This is a genomic window from uncultured Pseudophaeobacter sp., from assembly GCA_905479575.1.
Lineage (GTDB): Bacteria > Pseudomonadota > Alphaproteobacteria > Rhodobacterales > Rhodobacteraceae > Pseudophaeobacter.
The window spans coordinates 231071-245109 of record CAJQNB010000007.1 but is presented as its reverse complement, the minus strand read 5'-3'; the positions used below and the strand labels follow the sequence as shown (position 1 = coordinate 245109).

Genomic DNA, 14039 nt, shown 5'->3' with positions numbered 1-14039 from the left:
CAGTAGCGAAAGCGCGGCAGTGTCGGTATTGTTCTTCATGGCGTGATCTCCCTGGCGGTTGCTGCCGCCGGTTGGGTGGGTTCAGTTCACCCGGAGATTACGCCACCTTCAAATTTCCACCACCTTCGCGACACGACCTTCGAGGGTTCGTAGCTCTCACTGAAAGGCTAGCGGGTGATCTGTCCGAAACAACTCTGCTGAGTCCGCCATGATCCACAGGGCGTTGGGGCATTTGGTCACTTTGTGGGGTCCTTGCGTGCAATCCCGTCCGCAACAAGCTGTTCGACCGGAATGCGCAGGAACTGTTCCAGCCGGTCGAGGTAGCCGGCGAAGTCAGCTATTTCCTCTTCCGTGAAGACATCCCTTAGGGCAGCGCGGCGGTGGGCCATGACCGGGGCCGCCCGATCATAGGCGGCACGCCCTTGCGACGTGATCTCTACCATAGTCTGCCTCGCGTCTTGGCTGCTGCGCTGCATGGCGACGTAGCCCTTTTTCCGCATGTCCGGCAGGGCGCGGCTGAGCAACGAATGATCCGCGCGCTGGATCGCGGCAAGATCGCGGATGGTCATCGGCCCGGCTTCGACAAGATCCCACAGTGTCCGCCATTCGACGATCGACAGCCCCCCGGCGAGGTCAAGGAACTTGCGGCCCTGGGTCCGTGACGCGGCGTAGACGGCCGGCAGACGCGAAAAGATGTTCAGGCCTTCACGCTCCATCCGGGCGCGCACCTGGTCGGCGTCTATTTTTCCCTGTTCGGTCACGGCTTCTCCTCTCATCTGGTCATCTGGCAAATCATGGAGAAAAAGATTTTGCGTGACAAGTCATATAATTTCTGCAAGCCTTTGTGTGGGGCTCCGGGAAACCGGGCCTGCGTGCCTTTGGAGGAAGGCACGGGTTCAAGGGAGGACAGTATGATCAAGACAGTGATAATCGGGGCCGCGCTAGCAATCGCGCCCATAGCGGCGACCGCACAGGCGACGCTGACAGCGGAAACCACCACGCCGGGGTCGACCCCGCATTACATCGACACCACTCTGGCCGGGATCCTCGACAGTGCGGGCGTTGCGACGCTTCAGATCACCGAAGGCGCAACGCTAACCAATTCGGTGCAGGCCGTTGCCGAGGGCCAGCTTGACATGGCCCCCGCGCCGCTGATCCTGCCATTCCTGCTATCCCGCGGCATTGGCCCCTATAGCGGTATCGGTGCCGAAGATGGCGCTAGGCTGGCCGAAAACCTGCGGGTGATCTTCTGGAATTCAGGGTCGGCGCAGATCTTCGCCTACTACAACAACAACCCGGTCGAGGACATCCGTGCCCTGGACGGCCTGCGGATCTGGAACGGCCCGCCGCGCGGCGCCGCGCTGACCTCGGGCCGGGCCATGGTTCAGCTCTTGTCGGGATTGAAGGACGGCGAGGGCTATGAGGGCATCCAGACCCCCTGGCCCGACGCGGTATCGACCATCACCGGTGGCGGCGCCGATGCCTGGACCTCACCCGAGGGGCTGCCCTCGGGGCGACAGATCGCCATCGCGGCGGCGGGCGGAATCACGATGCATGATATCCCCTCCGATCTTCTGGCCAGCACGCTGGGCCAGCAGATCGTTGCAGCGCCCGGCCACGCACCCTATTCGCTGCCGGTCGAGGATTTCCGCAACGCCTATGCCGGCAATGACATCACCGTCGTGACCGACGACGATACCTTCGACACCTACGCCACCGCATTCGGACAGATCGTCAACGCCTCGATGGATGAGGATCTGGCCTACCGGATCACCAAAGCCTACCTGGACGGGGAACGCCGGTTCATCGAAGGATCGCCGCGCGGTCCGTTCTCGCGGCTCAGTTTCGGGGACATCGACGGCGTGTCGCAAGGCGCCTGCGGAGCTGTGCAGGTCAAGATGCACGCCGGCGCGATCCGCGCCTTTGAAGAGGCGGGCCATACGGTCGCCGATTGCCTGCGTCCATAACGCCTGAACTTGCTTGAACAACATGGAGGGGCTGGTTTTCGGCCTCTCCCTTGGGGACTTGTGCGCAATGACATCTCAGACATCCATCATCCTGCCGCTTGGCCGGCGCATCGCGATACTTCTGTCGCTGGTGCTGGTCTTTGTCGGCATGGCCAACACCATGCCCGAAATCCCCGGCCTGCAGGATTGGGCGCGGGATGTCACAGGGCGGCCGTTCTTCCGGGTGTCGAACTTCCCGCCCGAGTATTTCTACCCCCCCGTCTTCATGCTGATGATGGTGATCGTGGCGCTGGATGCCAGCGTCTACCGGGCGTGGAAGCTGGACAAACCTCAACTCGCCTGGTTTGGGCTGATGCTGGATGTCGGCCTGGTGATCGCGGCCTTTCTTGCCGCCTTCGGCTTTCTGGTCGAAATCGATTCCATCTGCCTGATCGACCAGATCACCGGTGAACGCGCGCGGCTGATCCAGGACGCGGCGGAACGCTCAGCAGGGGCGATCCCCGGCATCTCGTTCGAGGCCGAGGTGCCCGCCTGTCAGGCCCGTTTCGGGGTCTGGATTCTGCCGCTGCTGTTCACGATCATCACGCTGTTCTTCCTCTACAACATTCGCATCTGGGGCCTGCCGCTTGTGGCGGTGGCCAGCATCGTCGTGCTGTACACTGTGGGCACGGCGCTGATCTGGGTTTTCGATCTGTCGGATAACAACTTCCTGCTGACCAAGCTGGGCGCCGAGGGCGGCGATCCGACTGCCGCCGCGATCCAGAAAGCGACAAACGTCTTCGTGACCCCTGACGGCTTCATGGGCCGTTTCATGGACATCGTCGTGAACCAGGTCTTTCCCTATGTGGTGCTTGGTGCTCTGTTCGGCACCTCGGCGGGCGGCACATCTCTGATCAAGCTGGCGGTGCGGGCCACGCGCAACCTGCGCGGCGGGCCCGCGCATGCGGCCATCGTATCCTCTGCCATGTTCGGCACCATTACCGGCGGTCCAGTGACCAACGTGCTGTCCACCGGTCGCCTGACAATCCCGATGATGCGCCGTAACGGGTTTTCACCGCAGTTCGCCGGCGGGGTCGAGGCCGCAGCCTCGTCCGGCGGGCAGATCATGCCGCCGGTCATGGGGGTCGCGGCCTTCGTCTTGGTGGCTTTGACGGCGGTGCCCTACACCAAGGTCATCACCGCCGCCTTCCTGCCCGCGATGTTCTTCTTCTTCTCGATCTTCCTGGCCGTCATGTTCCAGGCCCGGCGCGAGAAGGTCGAGGCCATGCGCGAGGTCCCCGACGACCTGATCATGGTCCGGCAGGACTGGTACAACCTGATCATCATCATCGTGCCGATCGCGACGATCCTGTTTCTGCTTCTGGGCAGCAAGGACGCCATCGGCGGCGGCCTGCTCGCTGCCATCCTGCCGGACGCGGCCCTCCGCACGATCACCAATTCGACTGGCGACGCCGTGTCGGCGGGCTGGTGGGCGGTCGCCGTCCTGATCCCGCTGCTGTTGCTGGACCCCGAGACGCGGGCTAAGCCGTCAAAGATCCTTGCCTCCCTGGCTGATGGCGGGCTGCTGATCTCGCGCCTGTTCCTGCTCTTGTTCGCGGTGTCGATCATCTCGGCCTTCCTGAACGAAAGCGGCCTGACCGGAGAGCTGACGCGCGCTGTGACCTCCTGGCTGGAGAAGGCGCAGGTGCTGCGGATCTTTGGCTTAGAAGTACCGATCGTCGGTGGCGTCTACCTGATGCTGGCGCTGACCTGCGCCATGTTCTGCGCGATCCTGCTGGGCATGGGGATGCCCACGGTTCCGGCCTATGTGAACGTGGCCCTGCTGCTAGGGCCGCTGCTCACCAACCTTGGCGTCAGCTTCTTCACCGCCCATATGTTCGTCTTCTACTTCGCGGTCGCATCAGCAATCACGCCGCCCGTCGCCGTCGCTGCTTTTGCCGCAGCCTCGATCACCGGGGCCGAGCCGATGCGCACCGGCTTTGCCGCCGTCCGCGTGGGAATCGTCATGTTCACGATCCCCTTCATCTTTGCCTGGTACCCCGAGCTTTTGCTGATCCCCGAGGCGGTGATGATCACCGACGAAAGCGGCGCCAAGACCCTGATCGAAGGGTATAGCGGCGAGGTCGAACTGGCTGCCCTTGGGCTTTTGTCGCTGCGGCTGATCCTGGCGCTGTATCTCGTGGCCTCGGCGCTGGCGCGGTTTGACCGTGGCCCGATGCGCGCTTGGGAAATTGCCTGCAGGCTGCTCCTTGCGGTTCTCATCATGTGGAAGACCGATCCCGTCATGTGGGTCGGCATTGTCGCCGGGCTGTCGCTGATCAGTCTGCATATTATTCTGTCTCGGAGGTCAAATGAACCCGCCCCTACTTGAATTCGCCTTCCGCCTCGAAGTGAAGCTTGGTCCGATCCGCGAAATGGGCCCCGGACGGGCTGGTCATCGCCGGATCATCCCGATCATCGGCGGTACGGTCAGCGGCCCGAAGGTCAACGGGACGATCCTCAACCTTGGTGCCGACTGGCAAACCATCTTCGGGGACGGCACCGCCGAGCTGGACACCCGCTACGCGATGGAAACCGATGACGGTGCGACTATCGAGATCCGCAACTATGGCTTTCGCCATGGCCCGCCCGAGGTGATCGCAGCGATTGCCCGGGGCGAGGACGTGCCGCACGACAGCTATTACATGCGCACCCACGCCCTGCTGGAAACCGGAGACGAGCGCTACAACTGGGTCAACCGCACCCTTTTCGTGGGAACCGGCCAACGCCGCAACGCAAGCGTCATCGTCGATCTGTTCAGTCTGAATTGAAACGGGAATCATAGGCGGAGTATGTGGAACGGGGATAGCCTAGGGTCGTGACGAATGACCGATATCGTGACTGGGCAGAACAGGATCATGAGGTTAGCGAGCCTGGGTACTTGTTTCAGGGGGGATAGGGCAGGAAAGCTATGGTTGGACGTTAGGGATCCAGCGAGGAATTCAGCTGCTCGCAAGCACACATCGCCCGTTTTGACGCCTACCCATTGCGGGGCAGTAGTTTAGCGACTTATTCCCCAGAAACTCCCTCAGAGTGTGCGACACGCTTAGTTCGCGTGACGATAGTCTCTCGGGCTGACACCAAAGCGGCGTTTGAACGCGCGGCTAAAATGGGCGGAGCTTGAAAAGCCGTGCGCAAAGGCAACCTGAGTCAAAGATGACGACCGCTCTGGACTTTGGCGCAGCACCCTTGAGATCGCATCAAGTCTCTTTGCGATCAGCCTCACCCGAAAGGTATCAGGCTCATCAACGAAGAGGTGGTGCAGGTAACGGACCGATATCCCAACGCTGGCCGCGATGTCAGCGGGACCCAGATCGGGGTCGTGCAAGTGTTTGCCAATTGCGCTGTCGACCCGCGCCATAAGAGCGGCTCGTGGCGTGGCTACATCGCGACTAACTTGCGCCAGCAAACCGACCTCTTCGATCAAGGTTCGCCCGAGCCGCGAGAATGCAGCCGGATCCATGTCGCTCAGCACGGGCGGCAGCGACAGGATCCTGTCCCGCAACAGCGCGCCCCATCCGCCGGACACATCCAAGCGGCCAATGGTCAAGGCGTCAGATCCTGTGATATCGCGAAGCAGTTTCCGGCTAATGAACAGCGTTGTCTTATTAATCGGCCCTTCGGTTTTGAAATGGCACGGCAAGGAGGCATCCCAGACCATCATATCGCCCGCCGTAAGCGTCACCGGCAGATCCTCCTGAACCACGTGTTCACGACCAGACCTCAGTCCAAGCAGGCCAAAATACGCGTCATCGCTGTACCCGATTTCCCGGCGCCCACGGGTGCCATGACACGGATCACAACCACATTGGATAATCGAAAACCCTGACCCAACGCGCGAAGAGACATTCGCCTTAAACCCATCCGCGCGGTGCCCCCGGCTCGCACCCAAAGACCAGGTATGGTGCGAAGCATTCAACCCTTCACTCCACGCATCAAACTGGTGCGCCTTGTCTTCCAAGGCGTTGGTCCAGCGCTCTATGGCCATCAATTTCCCTCCCGACTTGCACCCACGATCAAACAATAATGCACTGACAGTCAAGATCGGGGCGTCCATCGCATGCACACTGCTGTATCTGAAATGGGAGGATTTCATGAGAAAAGATGTAAGCTTCAAAACCGAAGATGGCACCGAACTTGTCGGCTGGTTCTACCAAGCCGAAGCGACCCTAGCGCCCTGTATCATCATGGCGCACGGGTTCTCGGCGACCAAGGAAATGCACCTGTCAGGCTTTGCCGAGACGTTCCAGAAAGCCGGCATGAACGTGCTGGTTTACGACAACCGCAACCTTGGCAGCAGCGGCGGACAGCCGCGCGGCGAGATCGACCCTGACCAGCAGATTTCGGACTATCGCGACGCGATTACCTATGCGCAGCAACTGGATGCCGTCGATGCCGAGCAGATCGGCATTTGGGGGTCCAGCTACTCTGGCGGGCATGTTCTGGTGATCGCGGCCAAGGATCGAAGGGTCAAATGCGTCGTCAGCCAGGTACCGCTTGTCTATGGTCTGGAAAATGCGCAGCGGCTGGTGCGTTCCGATCACTGGGCGGGCCTACGTGCCGGATTTGCAGCAGATCGCACCGGGCGGTTGAACGGCGACGCGCCGCTCCGCCTGCCGGTCGTTGGTGAGAAAGAAGGCGACCCTTGCGCCTTGCCGACAGATGACAGCCGGGAGTTTTTCTTTGGCTTGAGCGACCAGGACCGCGGCGCATGGGAAAACGACATCACCCTGCGGTCGATGGAGCTGTTTACCGAATATGAGCCCGGAAACTGGGTGTCGCGCATCGCGCCCACGCCCTTGATGCTGGTCGCGGGCCGTCATGATCATTTGACGCCAGCGGATCTGACCTTGCGGGCCTATGAAAATGCCATGGAGCCTAAGAAACTCTTGATCCTCGACTGCGCACATTTCGAGGCCTATACCGATGCGCCGTTCGATATCTCGGCCCCGGCGCAATGTGCATGGTTCGCCGAACATCTGGGCGTCGCATGACTTGACCTGAGCCAGGGTCAAAAGGCCTCCACCGCGCTTGTTTACGGGGCGGTGGAGCTTTTGCCTGTCGTCAGCGAACCCACCCAACTGGATCCCGAACTAGCCGCGCGTCACGGTGTCTCGATGGCGCTCAAAACAAACGTCCACCAGTATGTGGAGCGCTTTGTTGCAGTAATTGCTATCAAAGGAGCGGCATCAAACCGTGACAGGTCCAAATCGACCCAGCCGAGAGTGGCCATTTCCAGATCCTGCATGTTGCGCCATAGCCTCTGGCGGTGGACCAGTTCGGTTTTTTAGAGACCATTTATCGTCTCAGCGAGGGCGTTGTCGTAAGAATCCCCGACGCTGCCGACCGATGGTTCAATGCCTGCTTCGGCCAAACGCTCGGTATAGCGAATGGATAGATATTGCCCGTGGCGACCCTTTTGATCTCAGGCCGCAGCTCCGTGTCACGCTGATGCCGCGCCAAAGCTTTGGACGGATCAGCGAGGCATGCCAGGCGGTGATGGAATGTTCCCTCTCGGGAGATTGCTGCGCAATGCCCTGCCGGGCAGTGAATGAAGGCGATCATCGCTTCAGCGGGCGGTCGAGTTCCGCCTGCGCAAAGTAGACCCCGTCACGCCACGGGTTCGAGTGGCGGGTGAAACGCTGACGCCTTGCGGATAATTTCATTCGCCTGGCGCAGTTCACTGTTCTCTCGTTCCAGGGTCTTGATGCGATCACGTTCCGCGGTCGTGACACCGTCGCGTATGCCACTGTCTGTCTCGGCCTGCTTGCCCCATCCACTCAAGGTCTGGGGAATACAGCCGATCTAGGGCGCAATGGCGGCGATCGGACCCGCCTGCGTCTCATAAGAGCCTTGATGCTCAAACACCATACGGGCGGCGCGGGCGCGGACCTCAGGCGAGTAGCGATTTGCCATTTTGCTTTTTGTCAGAACCATCATCCATACCTAAGTTGATGGTCTCCGACAAACTCGGGGCGATTCACTAGATCATTTTGGTGGACTATTTCCCAAGCTCACCCTAGGATTCATCAAAATTTTATCAGCTAACTTGTTTCGAACACCCCTGAAGGGGGTAAGTACTTTTGATGGAGAACTTCTAGTTGGAATACTCTGCTCGCAGCCAAGCTCGACGTGTTCTCGGAAACTCAAATATCGAAATTCGCAAACTCGAAGAAAGGGATCGCGCGGAGATCCTAAGGTTATGCCGATCAGCCTACGCTGAAATCTCTGGTCCCGACAAACACCTGAAACAAAGTAAGTTTGATCGCGGTTTTGAACACGCTCTGACAGGCAAAAATGGCGATCTCAGTCTGGTTGCCTCGCGCAGACAAGGCGCGGACGAACACCTTGCTGGTTTTTTGTACTCCATTGCTGTGGAAGACTTTTTTTCTGAAGATATCATGGTGTCCTGTCAGGCGCTCTATGTCCAGCCCGAAGCCCGACATACCGTAGCTAGTTTCATGCTATTGCGATCGCTGATGCGCCGCGCAGTGAATGGCGGTGCAAAAAAGATTGGCGTGCAAGTGACGTCTGGGTTTCGGTTGAAGCAAACGCATCGTTTTCTGTCGAAAATGGGGTTCCAGTACATGGGGGGAACCTATGAGTTTTCAGCCGACAAGGTTCGCCCTGCCAAAGCAACTTGAAGTGTTAACTAGTAGCGCAAGAAGAGGATTCTTCCAATGGCCACCGTCATTTCCCAATCATTGGCACCTGGCCAATCGATGTTCTACAACGATCCTCTCGCGATCAATGGAACGATACCGGAGGGCGCGACCGGGGATGACGTGCGCGAAATCGCCAACGAGAACGAATTTCAGGCCACCATCCAGCTCAGGCTGACAGCTTTCAAAGGCGTCCTCACGGCCCGAAGTGTAGAAACTGTGGCCCATTTTCAGGGGAGCGGGTTTGTTTATGGCGAGGATGTCGGTGACCTGGTTTTCCCAACGGCCGGGAACATCAACACGCTCATTGTTGGAACGGAATGGGGGGTGCGCGTACGCCGCCCGGTAGGTGTTGAGACCCGTGAATCCAGCCTCACAATAAGTGATCTAGATCTCGATGTGGCCTCACTTCCAGGCCTCGATACAGACGAGCTTTGGTCGCTCATTTTTGATGGGGACGACGATTTCACGCTTAATCAGCGCGTAGACAACGAAGTTGCCGGTGACGGACGAGACCTGAATTCAGGCAATGTGACAGGTGGCAATGATGTCATGCGCCTATTTGAATCTGAGCCTCAACCGCCTCTGAACACGACTGATGGCAGCTTCGAATATAGCAGTACGCAGTACTTCGGAGATTTTTTCACCGTTGGTTTTTCTGCCACCTTGCAGGGCGGCAACGACAGCATTTCGGGGTTGGCACCAAAAGACATTGCGTCTGGTGATGTTGAGCGGGCCATCGGAACGCTGACTGGTGGCAATGACATTATGGACTTCTCCACCAGTACGCGGGCTGTGACCGCGTTTGGCGATGCGGTATCGAACGCCACGACTGCAACAGGTGGTAACGACACAATTACCGGCACTGACCTCAACGATGTCTTGGTTGGCGACGTTGGCACGGTCGAGGATGGCGCAGTGCTATTTGGCGGTGATGACAGTTTGATTGGCGGTGCAGGCAATGATCAACTGTTCGGTGATCAGCGCATCATTGACGGCATAGGGACTGCCAACGGCGGCAATGACAGGCTGTTTGGCGGTTTGGGGGACGACACGCTCAGGGGCGGCGGCGGCGATGACGACCTAGAAGGCGGCGCAGGGCTGGACAGGCAGTTTGGAGAAGGTGGAGACGATTTTTTCCTCTTGGTCGACCCATCTGAATTGGTGGCCGGTGAAATCTATGACGGCGGTGAAGGCACCGATGAATTTGTTATCTTCTTTCAGGGGGATTATGACTTCACAAGTGTAGACCTTACCTCGGTTGAAGGGGTGCGAATGGGCGATATTTCGGGCCGAACAACCGTTCGCCTGGACTCAAGCCAGATCAATTCTGCTGGCTTTTCCCCAGACGCAGTGTTCGAATCCCTAGTTCCGACGGGGTCCAGAGAGTTCCTGATCGTGCAGGTTACTGACGGGAGCGCCGATCTGTCCGGGTTTTCGTTCATCGGCTGGGAAAACTTCACAGATGTTATCGAAGTTACCGGCAGCGATCTTAACGATACCATCGTTGGAACATCATTAACCGATTTCTTGTTTGGGCGTGACGGTGACGACTTTCTAGACGGCCGGGGTGGCAATGATTCTATGTCCGGCGGATTAGGCGATGACACCTATATGATTGACGGCGGTGACATAGCATTCGAACACACTGACGCAGGTACCGATTTGGTGCGGTCCTCCGTCTCTATCAACGCTCTAAATTCAAATATCGAAAACCTGGAACTATTGGTTGGGGAAAACGCTGCCATCGCGGGCATCGGTAATGAACAGAATAATCGCATTTCCGGAAATGAATTTGACAACAAATTGGGTGGCGGCGCAGGCCGCGACACACTGAAGGGACATGTCGGGAACGACACGATATCTGGCAATTCCGGTCGGGACAAACTCTTTGGCGGTAGCGGAGGTGACACTCTGAAAGGCGGCAATGGGAATGACAAGGTGTTTGGCGGCAATGGGAGTGACAAGGTGTTTGGGGGAAAGGGCAGCGATCTCCTGAACGGCGGTGGGGGCCGTGATGTACTGCAGGGCCAAAAAGGCAGTGATGTACTCACAGGTGGATCTGGTCGCGATGCTTTCGTGTTCAATCGCGGCGACGGACACGACACGATCACGGACTTTGCGGTCGGCATCGATCACATTCAAATCGGACGAGGTGCATCGAGGCTGCGTCAGCTAGACTTTGAGCAGCAAGGTGACGACGTTCTAGTAAGTTTCCGCAATGTTGAGATTACTGTCGAGGATATGACTGTTAGTGAAATAGCGGACAGCGACAATTTCCTGTTTGTCTAACACGTCTTTGAACTCGTAGAAAAAAAGAAAAGTGGTCGCCCCCGGCCAGCACGAAGCCAGACGAGGGTGTTTCTAGGCTAGCTTCCGGGTCAGCACGTATTCCACCAGCCTGTCTGACGTCAGCCCCTTTGGAACAGATCTGAGGATTTGAACAACGGAGGGTTTCTGGTTCATCGTAGCCTTTAAGGAGCGAAGATGAACAAGAAGCCCGGAACATCGAAAGACGCAGCTGACAAACTGGTCGAAAGCATCCGCCGCAAGACGCGCCAGACCTACTCGGCGGCGGAGGAGATACAACGGGGGAGCGCAGCATCCCCCTTGTCAAGATCGTGTGGTACTACCACACACATCTTGCAGTTACTCTTAACTGTAAGGTGTCCGAAGGGATCGCAGCGCAAACGGGTCACGGACCCACATCTCGCGGCACGGTTATGTGCTTTCACTTACCCAAAGGGCGCGCCATGCTCACTAATTCTCGTTGAGAAAAAATTCAAACAACCGATTAGTTTTTTCTAAAAGATCGGATTCGGAGTAAGCATCGACAGGAAGGCCAGTTCTATCATCATAAAGATGATCATAAATTGACTGACGGAAGCGATCACGTGTGGATGACTTCCCGGATAAATCCTGAACATCATGCATTTGTTGTTCGAGCGACTTGAGCAGCGCAACCGCGACCGACTTAGTTTTCTTGATGTCTGATTTGGACAAGTCAGGCTTCAGAATCATGTCGAAGACAGCAAGCTGCTCCTCGCTTTCCAATCCTTCCTTCACATATCTATTGGATTCTGCACTCATCTCAGCAGTTAATCGCATCAATGCTTCAAACGTGGCTTCAATCGTGTTTTTGTCTTTTTCCTTGTTGTAGTCTCGAACAATCTCATCGAAGCGTTCTTGAAAATCAGTACGCAATGGGTTTTGCTCCAGCATTTTCCGCAGTCGATCCTCAACCACCGTTTTCATGTCCTGTACGTCGGATCGTTGGGTTTCGCTTTTCGAAAACTCTTTCCGAAGCTGATCGAAATTGATTCTTGAAATATCAAAGACCTTGTCATCGTATTCAGCATCGGCCCTCACGTCGATCGCATTACTGACGATAGCATTCAGTTTCTGGATTGTTTCAGAAGTATCCCCACTGTCACGATCATCTTGAAGCGTCTTGTACGCGCAACGATCTTGGCCAGCTTACCGGTGCTGTCATCGAACAGAATGAAGTTCTCAAAGATGTCGAGGAAGTTGGCTTTGGTGCAGATACCCTTCACAAGGGTTTCCATCTAAACGACGCCCTTTTCGCCCTCGGCCAGACGCTTCCAATCAATGAAATGCTCGTACTTGGCGCTGATCGATCCGACCTTGGCTTCAATCCCATTCCCCAACACCACAAAGGCGTTGAAGTGGAAGAGATGCGGGATCGTGTCCATGTAGTCTTTGAAGTTGTCGTCATAGGCGCGGCGAAGCGATTTGTCGGGGCGTTTCAACTCCACGAACATCAGCGGCAGACCGTCGACAAAACCGACGATGTCGGGGCGGCGGCGGTGGCCGTTAGGGCCGCTCACCCACATCTCACGCACAGAAAGTTGTTGTTCTCGGGGGTAGCGTAGTCAAAGATCTTCAGACGCGTTTTCTTGATCTCGCCATTCTTCTTGTAGCTGGCGACCACCCCATCGCGGATCATCTTGTATTTTTCATTGTTGGTTTGGACGGTGGATTGAAAGGCCAGCGTATCGGTGATCTGGCGCAGGGCGTAGGTGTAGGCCTCATCCGGCAAGCCAGGGTTCAGGCGGATCAAGGCCTCTCCCAAGTGGCGGGTGAGCACTACCTCGCGGTCGGACTTGCGGCCAAGCGTGCCTTCCGGCCCGTAGGTTTCGGTATTGAACGCGAAGACGGACTCCCAGCCGAGCTCGTCCTGCAAATAATCTGCGAGGGTGGCTTGGGCTAATCTGTCTTCAGTATAATCGTTCATAATTTCAAATTTCTAATCTGCCGTCCATCAGACAGGAGAGTAAAAGGTCGCGGGCTTTGGTGAGCTCTTGGGTGTACAGGTTTATCTTAATCAATTGCTCAAAAATGGGTTCTGTAATGTCCGTAAAATCGTCCATGAGATGTTGCGAAGGACGGACAAACGGTCTTTCGGAAAGCTTTACTGGACTCAGGTTTAGCTGCGCCACGCCGTATGCAAGATTTTCCAATTGCTTCTGTGTATCTGAATTGCTGAATGTCCAGTAAGCAAACTGATCCGATATGCCTTCTTTGCCAACCACCTTTGCGACCCGTTGGTTGAGAAGATAGTTTTCCCCGAAAACAACACATGCGCGCCCAACATTACCGGTTAGAGAAAGCAGAATCTCACCGGTGGAAAGGCGGCACCTTGTTTTCATTTTCTGCGGGATTTCATCAACCCGCGAAGGACACTCTGGAACAAATTCCGCGTCGTGAACATTCTTGATTGTAACGACGCTAAACCTGCCATCGTCAGTATAAGTTGAGCTCTTGAATGCAAAACCGCCAGAAAAGTCGAACAAACATCCAAAGGTATGTTGTTTCCAACCCTCGGGCACGCCGTCGATGATCTTGACTTGTTCATGGCCGGGAAAGCGAAAATGGATGAACCATTCGCGAAACAAAAGCCGCGCAGCTTCCTCCAACAACCCAATCCGCCGCCGGTTGTTCTCGATCAGGTCGTCGTAGGCGGAGAGAACTGAAACGATGTGTTTTTGGGTTTGAGAATCGGTGCAACGCACAGGGAATTTGTGCAGAACGTTGCGATCCACTCCAGGAACCGCTGCTTTGTTACTTTGGTAATCCTTCAACTGATTTCGCAAGAAATATGAAACGAAGCAAGGATCGTTTCCATGAAAATCAATCGCATACAGGGCAGTGTTTAACGGCCAAAAAGGCTCGGTTACGTAGAAAACTTCTCCGATTGTTCCATATCGACCTGTCACAACGCCGGGTGGCTTGGCTTTGGCTTCATTATGCAGCCCAGTAAACCCAGATGAAGAAACGACAGGAACTGTGCCCGCTACACGTTTCGCGTTAGGTAGGTCATGCCCCCTTTTTCAGCGTCACTACGTCACCA

At 56.7% G+C, this 14039-nt stretch carries 10 protein-coding genes and 3 pseudogenes; 6 read left to right on the top strand and 7 right to left on the bottom strand.

Annotated elements, in window-relative coordinates; all coding sequences use genetic code 11:
* Positions 1-236 precede the first annotated feature (236 nt).
* Positions 237-761: a MarR family transcriptional regulator gene (locus tag QZ268_RS03330; RefSeq protein WP_295447913.1), complete on the bottom strand. Its 525-nt coding sequence runs from the start codon at positions 759-761 to the stop codon at positions 237-239.
* Positions 762-911: 150 nt separating this feature from the next.
* On the opposite strand from QZ268_RS03330, the gene QZ268_RS03325 reads away from it, so the two are divergent.
* From QZ268_RS03325 to QZ268_RS03315, 3 genes are all read left to right on the top strand, one after another.
* Complete coding sequence (locus tag QZ268_RS03325; protein WP_295447910.1) at positions 912-1967, top strand: TAXI family TRAP transporter solute-binding subunit; 1056 nt, start codon at positions 912-914, stop codon at positions 1965-1967.
* Positions 1968-2034: 67 nt separating this feature from the next.
* Positions 2035-4338, top strand: coding sequence for a TRAP transporter fused permease subunit (locus QZ268_RS03320; protein WP_295447907.1), 2304 nt, complete (start codon positions 2035-2037; stop codon positions 4336-4338).
* Positions 4319-4777 (top strand): DUF3237 domain-containing protein, encoded by a 459-nt coding sequence (locus tag QZ268_RS03315; protein WP_295447903.1) that lies wholly within the window; start codon positions 4319-4321, stop codon positions 4775-4777. Before QZ268_RS03320 ends, QZ268_RS03315 begins: the two co-directional genes overlap by 20 nt.
* A gap of 275 nt (positions 4778-5052) precedes the next feature.
* On the opposite strand, the gene QZ268_RS03310 is transcribed toward QZ268_RS03315, so the two are convergent.
* Positions 5053-6063 carry a helix-turn-helix domain-containing protein gene (locus QZ268_RS03310; protein ID WP_295447900.1) on the bottom strand — a complete coding sequence of 337 codons (1011 nt, stop codon included), beginning with the start codon at positions 6061-6063 and terminating at the stop codon, positions 5053-5055.
* Positions 6064-6100: 37 nt separating this feature from the next.
* On the opposite strand from QZ268_RS03310, the gene QZ268_RS03305 reads away from it, so the two are divergent.
* On the top strand, positions 6101-7000 hold the full coding sequence (locus QZ268_RS03305; protein ID WP_295447896.1) for an alpha/beta hydrolase: 900 nt from the start codon (positions 6101-6103) through the stop codon (positions 6998-7000).
* A gap of 215 nt (positions 7001-7215) precedes the next feature.
* Here QZ268_RS03305 and QZ268_RS03300 read toward each other — a convergent pair.
* Positions 7216-7937: pseudogene (locus QZ268_RS03300) on the bottom strand (transposase); the annotation flags it as partial.
* Between the two features lie 170 nt (positions 7938-8107).
* Here QZ268_RS03300 and QZ268_RS03295 point away from each other — a divergent pair.
* Positions 8108-8650, top strand: a complete 543-nt coding sequence (locus QZ268_RS03295) for a hypothetical protein (RefSeq protein ID WP_295447892.1) — start codon at positions 8108-8110, stop codon at positions 8648-8650.
* A gap of 36 nt (positions 8651-8686) precedes the next feature.
* On the top strand, positions 8687-10960 hold the full coding sequence (locus QZ268_RS03290) for a calcium-binding protein (protein ID WP_295447889.1): 2274 nt from the start codon (positions 8687-8689) through the stop codon (positions 10958-10960).
* A gap of 468 nt (positions 10961-11428) precedes the next feature.
* Here the strand turns inward: QZ268_RS03290 and QZ268_RS03285 are convergent, their stop codons facing one another.
* The 4 genes and pseudogenes from QZ268_RS03285 to QZ268_RS20155 form a co-directional block, all read right to left on the bottom strand.
* On the bottom strand, positions 11429-12037 hold the full coding sequence (locus QZ268_RS03285; protein WP_295447886.1) for a hypothetical protein: 609 nt from the start codon (positions 12035-12037) through the stop codon (positions 11429-11431).
* Between the two features lie 26 nt (positions 12038-12063).
* Positions 12064-12234, bottom strand: coding sequence for a hypothetical protein (locus tag QZ268_RS03280; RefSeq protein WP_295447883.1), 171 nt, complete (start codon positions 12232-12234; stop codon positions 12064-12066).
* Positions 12235-12923, bottom strand: a pseudogene (locus QZ268_RS03275) (type I restriction endonuclease).
* Positions 12924-12927: 4 nt separating this feature from the next.
* Positions 12928-13983 (bottom strand): annotated as a pseudogene (locus QZ268_RS20155) (restriction endonuclease subunit S); the annotation flags it as partial.
* Positions 13984-14039: the final 56 nt, after the last annotated feature.